Below are 4,647 nucleotides of genomic sequence, written 5' to 3'. Positions count from 1 at the left end.
CGTCCGGCGACGTCCCGCACCCAGCCGCCCGCGTCCAAGGCGCCGCCCACGAACGGCGCCGAGCCGAAGCCCGCCGCCCGCAACACGCTCAAGCTGAAGGTGCCCCGCGCCAAGCGCTTCGTGGCGCTGGCGGGCAACATCGGCGCGGGCAAGACGACGGCCGCGAAGCTCATCAGCGAGGGCTTCGGCTTCGAGCTGTTCGACGAGCCCGTCATCGACAACCGCTTCCTGCGCGACTACTACGGCGACATGACGCGGTGGTCGTTCACGCTGCAGCTGGAGTTCCTCATCCGGCGCGTGGAACACCACGAACTCATCCACTCCGTCAGGAAGAGCTGCGTGCAGGACCGCACGCTCTACGAGGACCCGGAAATCTTCGCCAAGTACCTGCACGGCCTGGGGCACATGACGAACGCGGAGCTGGACCTCTACTACGAGTACTTCCAGCGGCTGTCGCGCCACATCGTGCGGCCGGACAAGGTCATCTGCTTCGACGTGTCCTCGGAGGACGTGCTGCTCCAGCGCATCCGCACGCGCGGCCGCGCGGAGGAGAAGGGCATCGGGCGGCAGTTCCTCAAGGGCCTCAACGGCTACTACGCGGGCTTCCCCCAGGTGCTCCAGGAGAAGTACGGCGTGGACTGCCTGGTGGTGGACGTGTCCAAGCAGGACATCCGCCGGGGCCAGGGCCGCGAGGAGTTCATGGACCGCGTCTCCGCATTCCTGGCCTGACGCGGCGCCGTTTCGTGCGACGCTCGGTGGCGCCATGCACGACCTCAGCCCGAAGAGCCCGCGCGACTCCGAAGTGGTGATGACGCAGCTCATCCTCCCCCCGGACGCCAACAACCTGAACGCCGCGTTCGGCGGGAAGGTGATGCAGTGGATCGACATCTGCGGCGCCGTGGCCGCCCAGCGCCACTGCCGTCAGGTCGTGGTGACGGCGTCCATGGACGACCTGCACTTCCACGCCCCCATCCGCGTGGGCTGGATTGCCCTGCTGCACGCGCGCGTGCTCGCGTCGTTCCGCACGTCCCTGGAAGTGGGCGTCACCGTGCACGCGGAGAACCCGCTCACCGGTGAGCGGCACCTCACCACCAGCGCGCTGCTGACCTTCGTGGCGCAGGGACAGGACGGCAAGGGCGTGCCGGTGCCGCCGCTGCTGCTGGAGTCGGAGGCGGAGCGCCAGGCCTTCCAGGAGGCCGAAGCCCGCCGCGCCCAGCGCCGGGGCCGTGGCAAGGAGGAGCAGTCCTGGATGAAGGTGATGAAGCCCGTGGCCGGCGCCTGAGCGCACGAAGGGCCGGGGGCACGCCTGACTGGCGTCCCATCCCGGCCCCTCTTCCACCGCGCGCTGGAAGTCAGCGGCTCAGGTGGTGAACGACGTGCCGCAGCCGCAGGACGACTTGGCGTTGGGGTTCTCGAACTTGAAGCCCGCGCCGGTGACGCTGGTGACGTAGTCGATGTGCGTGCCGGAGAGGTACTGGGCGCTCAGCGCGTCGGTGGCGATGGTCACGCCGTCCTGCTCCCACGTCTGGTCGCCCGCCTTCAGCTCCTTGACGAGGTTCAGGTCGTAGCCCAGGCCGCTGCAACCGGAGGGCACCACGCGGATGGAGAAGAAGTAGCCCTGGAAGCCCTGGGCCTGGATGACCGTCTTCACCTGGGCGATGGCGGCGGCCGTCAGGACGACGGGCTCGGAGGCGGCGGGCTGGGAGTCCGGCGTGGTGCCGGCGACGGCGGTAGAAGTGTCCATGTGCTTCAATCTCCTCGTAGACGGCGCCTCATAACGCCCTGGCGCCTGAAAAGCCAAGGGACCTGACGGGCCCCTTCCCGGCTCAACAGAAGATAACCCCCATGCCCATCCCCGAAATCACACCCGCCGAGCTGGCCCGGCGCCTGGCCGGCCCCCCCGAGTCGCGCCCCGTGCTGGTGGACGTTCGCTTCCCGCACGAGCACGAATGGGTGGCCCTGCCCGGCTCGGTGCTGATGCCCCTGCCGGAGCTGGAGGACTTCCACGAACAGCTGGAGGCCTTCCGGGGCCGCCCCGTGGTCGTCTACTGCCACCACGGGGTGCGCAGCCTGGACGGCGCCGCGTACCTCATCGACCGGGGCCTGCAGGCCGTGTCGCTCCAGGGCGGCATCGACCTGTACTCGCGCACCGTGGACCCGTCCCTGCCGCGCTACTAGAGCGCGGAGGCCAGGTCCAACGGCAGGTCCGTCGTCTCGTCGGCCTTGATGGTGGCCTCGAAGGCGACGGGCTCCTTGAGCTGCTTGCCGCGCAGCTCCAGGCGCTGCTTGCCCTCCATCAGCTTGAGCGTCGTGCCGGCGCTGCCCATCATCTGGTTGTTCCGGTACACGGTCAGGCCCGTGGTCATCCCCTTGGGGGTGATCTTCAGCTTGAGGGTGCCTTCCTTGAAGCTGCGCTCGAAGGTCTTGAGCTCACCCGGCTGGCCGAACGCGAGCTCCTCCGAGTCCTCCAGGTAGATGCCCTGGGCGTCGTTCTCCAGGATGAGCGTGTCCTGCAGGTGGGCGCCCTGCACGCGCGTGAGCGGCGCGGTGCCCAGCAGCGTCACCGGCTCCGGGCTGCCGCAGCGCTCCGTGTGCCGCACGGACACCTTCACCGGCTGGTTGGTGTTCACCGTGAGCCACACGCCCTGCGCGTCCGCGGCCTTGGAGGTGAGCGCGAGCATGATGGGTTCGCGGAAGAGCACGCCCAGCGCGAGCAGGCCCACGACGAGGCCCACCGCGGCGAGGGTGCGCACGCTGCCGCCCTTGGGCTTCACCGGCTCTGTCAGCGCGGTGGGCGCGTGGCGCGACGGGCGGCGCTCGCCGGAGTCCTCGTCGTCCTCCACCGGAGGCGGGGCCACCGGGCGCGCGCGCGGGGCGTCCACGCGGCTGGAGGTGCGGCGGCGCGGCGGTTCGACGGCGGACTGGCTGGTGCTGGTGCGACGGCGCGGCGGCAGGGGCGCGGGCTCCGTCTCATCCTCTGGCGGCGGCAGGCGCGTGCGCTCGTCGTCCTCCAGGTCCATCCGGTGCACGCCCGAGCGCGAACGCATGGGCGGCTCCGACACCGGCACGGCGCGCGACATGCTCCGCCGGGGCGCCGGGGCGTCCTCCGCGGACTGGCTGCGCAGGTCCGAGCGCGAGTTGGTGCGGGCAATCTGCGTCGCGTTCGGGTTGCTGGTGGACGTGCCGCGCCGGACCGCCGGCTCCGACACGCTGGAGCGGCGCCGGGGCTGCGGCTCCACGCCGGTGAGCGACGGCGCGTCGTATTCGTTCGGGTCCTCCGCCAGCGCGGGGGACATGCCCGTCGCGCGGCGGGGCACGGAGCCCGTGCGGGTGTTGCCGCGCGAGCGCTCGCGCGGCTGGGACTGGGAGGACTCGCCCGGAGGCGCGTCCCAGCTCATGTCCGGGGGCGGCCGGGGCGGCGCGGTGTTGGAGTCCTCGCCCACCGGCACGAACTGGCCCTGCTTGAGCTCCTCGTCCAGCCGGTCCGCGAAGAGCGTCTTCATCAGCTCCGAGATCTGCCCGGAGGTGACGAGCCAGCGCTCGTTGACGAGCAGCTCCTCCAGCGCCGTCTGGAACTCGCGCGCGTTGTCGTAGCGGTCGTCCGCGCTCTTGGCCAGCGCGCGCATCACCACATGGTCCATGTCCCGGGGCACGTCGGCCACCTCGGACGGGGACGGGATGGAGCACTCCATGGCCGCCTGGAGCGTGGCCAGCTCCGAGTCCTTCTTGAGCGGCCGGTGCCCGGTGAGCATCTCGTACAGCACCAGGCCGATGGCGAAGATGTCCGCGCGCCGGTCCAGGTGCTTGCCCGCGGCCTGCTCGGGCGCCATGTACGCGAACTTGCCCTTGATGGCGCCGGACTTCGTCATCGACGCCTGATCCGCGGCCTTCGCGATGCCGAAGTCCACCAGCTTCACGGAACCATCGAAGCTGATCAGGATGTTCTGCGGGCTGATGTCCCGGTGCACCACGTTGAGCGGCTGGCCCCGGTCATCATTGCGGCTGTGCGCGTAGTAGAGGCCCTCGCACGCGGAGGCGACGATGCGGATGGCCAGCGGACGGGCGATCCACTGGTTCATCCCGCTGGCCTTGCGCATGACCCGGCCCAGGTCCTCGCCGTGGATGAACTCCATGGCGATGTAGTAGGTGCCGTTGGCCTCGCCGAATTCGTAGACCTGCGCGATGTTCGGGTGGTTGAAGCGCGCGGCGATCAGCGCCTCGTTCTTGAACATCTCCACGAACTCGCGGTCCTCCGCGAGGTGCGGGAGGATGCGCTTGACGACAAGCTCTTTCTGGAAGCCCTCGATTCCGGACTGACGCGCAAGCCAGACTTCGGCCATGCCGCCCGTGGCGAGCTTCTTGATGAGCTGGTATTTCCCGAATGCTTGAGGGTTCATCCCGGGTACTCCCCGGGGGGAGCGGGCTCAGTGGAAGGTGACAGGGCAGCGCATCTTAGGGGACAGCGGCCCATGAGGCAAAGGCGCAGGACCTTGTCGTGGGGGTGGGTCGTCATGACCTGCCTGCTGGCCCTGCATGCCGCCGCGGCCCCGGCACCGGATCAGATCAAGGTCGAGCGGCGCGGGGACCTCCTGGCCCTGTCCTGGCGGGACGCGGAGGACCAGCTCCAGGGCGTCCTCACCCCCGCCC

At 70.0% G+C, this 4,647-nt stretch carries 5 protein-coding genes; 3 read left to right on the top strand and 2 right to left on the bottom strand.

Features of this window, described 5'->3' with window-relative positions; all coding sequences use genetic code 11:
- The coding region (locus D7W81_RS39915; protein ID WP_244227763.1) for a deoxynucleoside kinase at positions 1-729 on the top strand (729 nt) is incomplete at its 5' end.
- A 34-nt stretch (positions 730-763) separates the two neighbouring features.
- The gene (locus tag D7W81_RS39910; RefSeq protein ID WP_120560560.1) at positions 764-1,282 is read left to right on the top strand and encodes an acyl-CoA thioesterase; all 519 of its coding nucleotides are present in this window, start codon (positions 764-766) and stop codon (positions 1,280-1,282) included.
- Between the two features lie 78 nt (positions 1,283-1,360).
- On the opposite strand, the gene D7W81_RS39905 is transcribed toward D7W81_RS39910, so the two are convergent.
- Complete coding sequence (locus D7W81_RS39905) at positions 1,361-1,744, bottom strand: HesB/IscA family protein (protein ID WP_120560559.1); 384 nt, start codon at positions 1,742-1,744, stop codon at positions 1,361-1,363.
- Positions 1,745-1,845: 101 nt separating this feature from the next.
- On the opposite strand from D7W81_RS39905, the gene D7W81_RS39900 reads away from it, so the two are divergent.
- Positions 1,846-2,178 (top strand): rhodanese-like domain-containing protein, encoded by a 333-nt coding sequence (locus D7W81_RS39900; RefSeq protein WP_120560558.1) that lies wholly within the window; start codon positions 1,846-1,848, stop codon positions 2,176-2,178.
- On the opposite strand, the gene D7W81_RS39895 is transcribed toward D7W81_RS39900, so the two are convergent.
- Complete coding sequence (locus tag D7W81_RS39895) at positions 2,175-4,397, bottom strand: serine/threonine protein kinase (RefSeq protein ID WP_120560557.1); 2,223 nt, start codon at positions 4,395-4,397, stop codon at positions 2,175-2,177. The genes D7W81_RS39900 and D7W81_RS39895 overlap by 4 nt on opposite strands.
- Between the last annotated feature and the right edge of the window lie 250 nt (positions 4,398-4,647).

The organism is Corallococcus aberystwythensis (assembly GCF_003612165.1).
Lineage (GTDB): Bacteria > Myxococcota > Myxococcia > Myxococcales > Myxococcaceae > Corallococcus > Corallococcus aberystwythensis.
The sequence above is the reverse complement of the archived record's forward strand: the minus strand, read 5'-3'. Positions and strand labels throughout refer to the sequence as shown.

Bases quoted from the DNA above. Each gene is read 5' to 3' on its own strand.
- D7W81_RS39910 (WP_120560560.1), top strand. From the start codon at position 764: ATGCACGACCTCAGCCCGAAGAGCCCGCGCGACTCCGAAGTGGTGATG.
- D7W81_RS39905 (WP_120560559.1), bottom strand. From the start codon at position 1,744: ATGGACACTTCTACCGCCGTCGCCGGCACCACGCCGGACTCCCAGCCC.
- D7W81_RS39900 (WP_120560558.1), top strand. From the start codon at position 1,846: ATGCCCATCCCCGAAATCACACCCGCCGAGCTGGCCCGGCGCCTGGCC.
- D7W81_RS39895 (WP_120560557.1), bottom strand. From the start codon at position 4,397: ATGAACCCTCAAGCATTCGGGAAATACCAGCTCATCAAGAAGCTCGCC.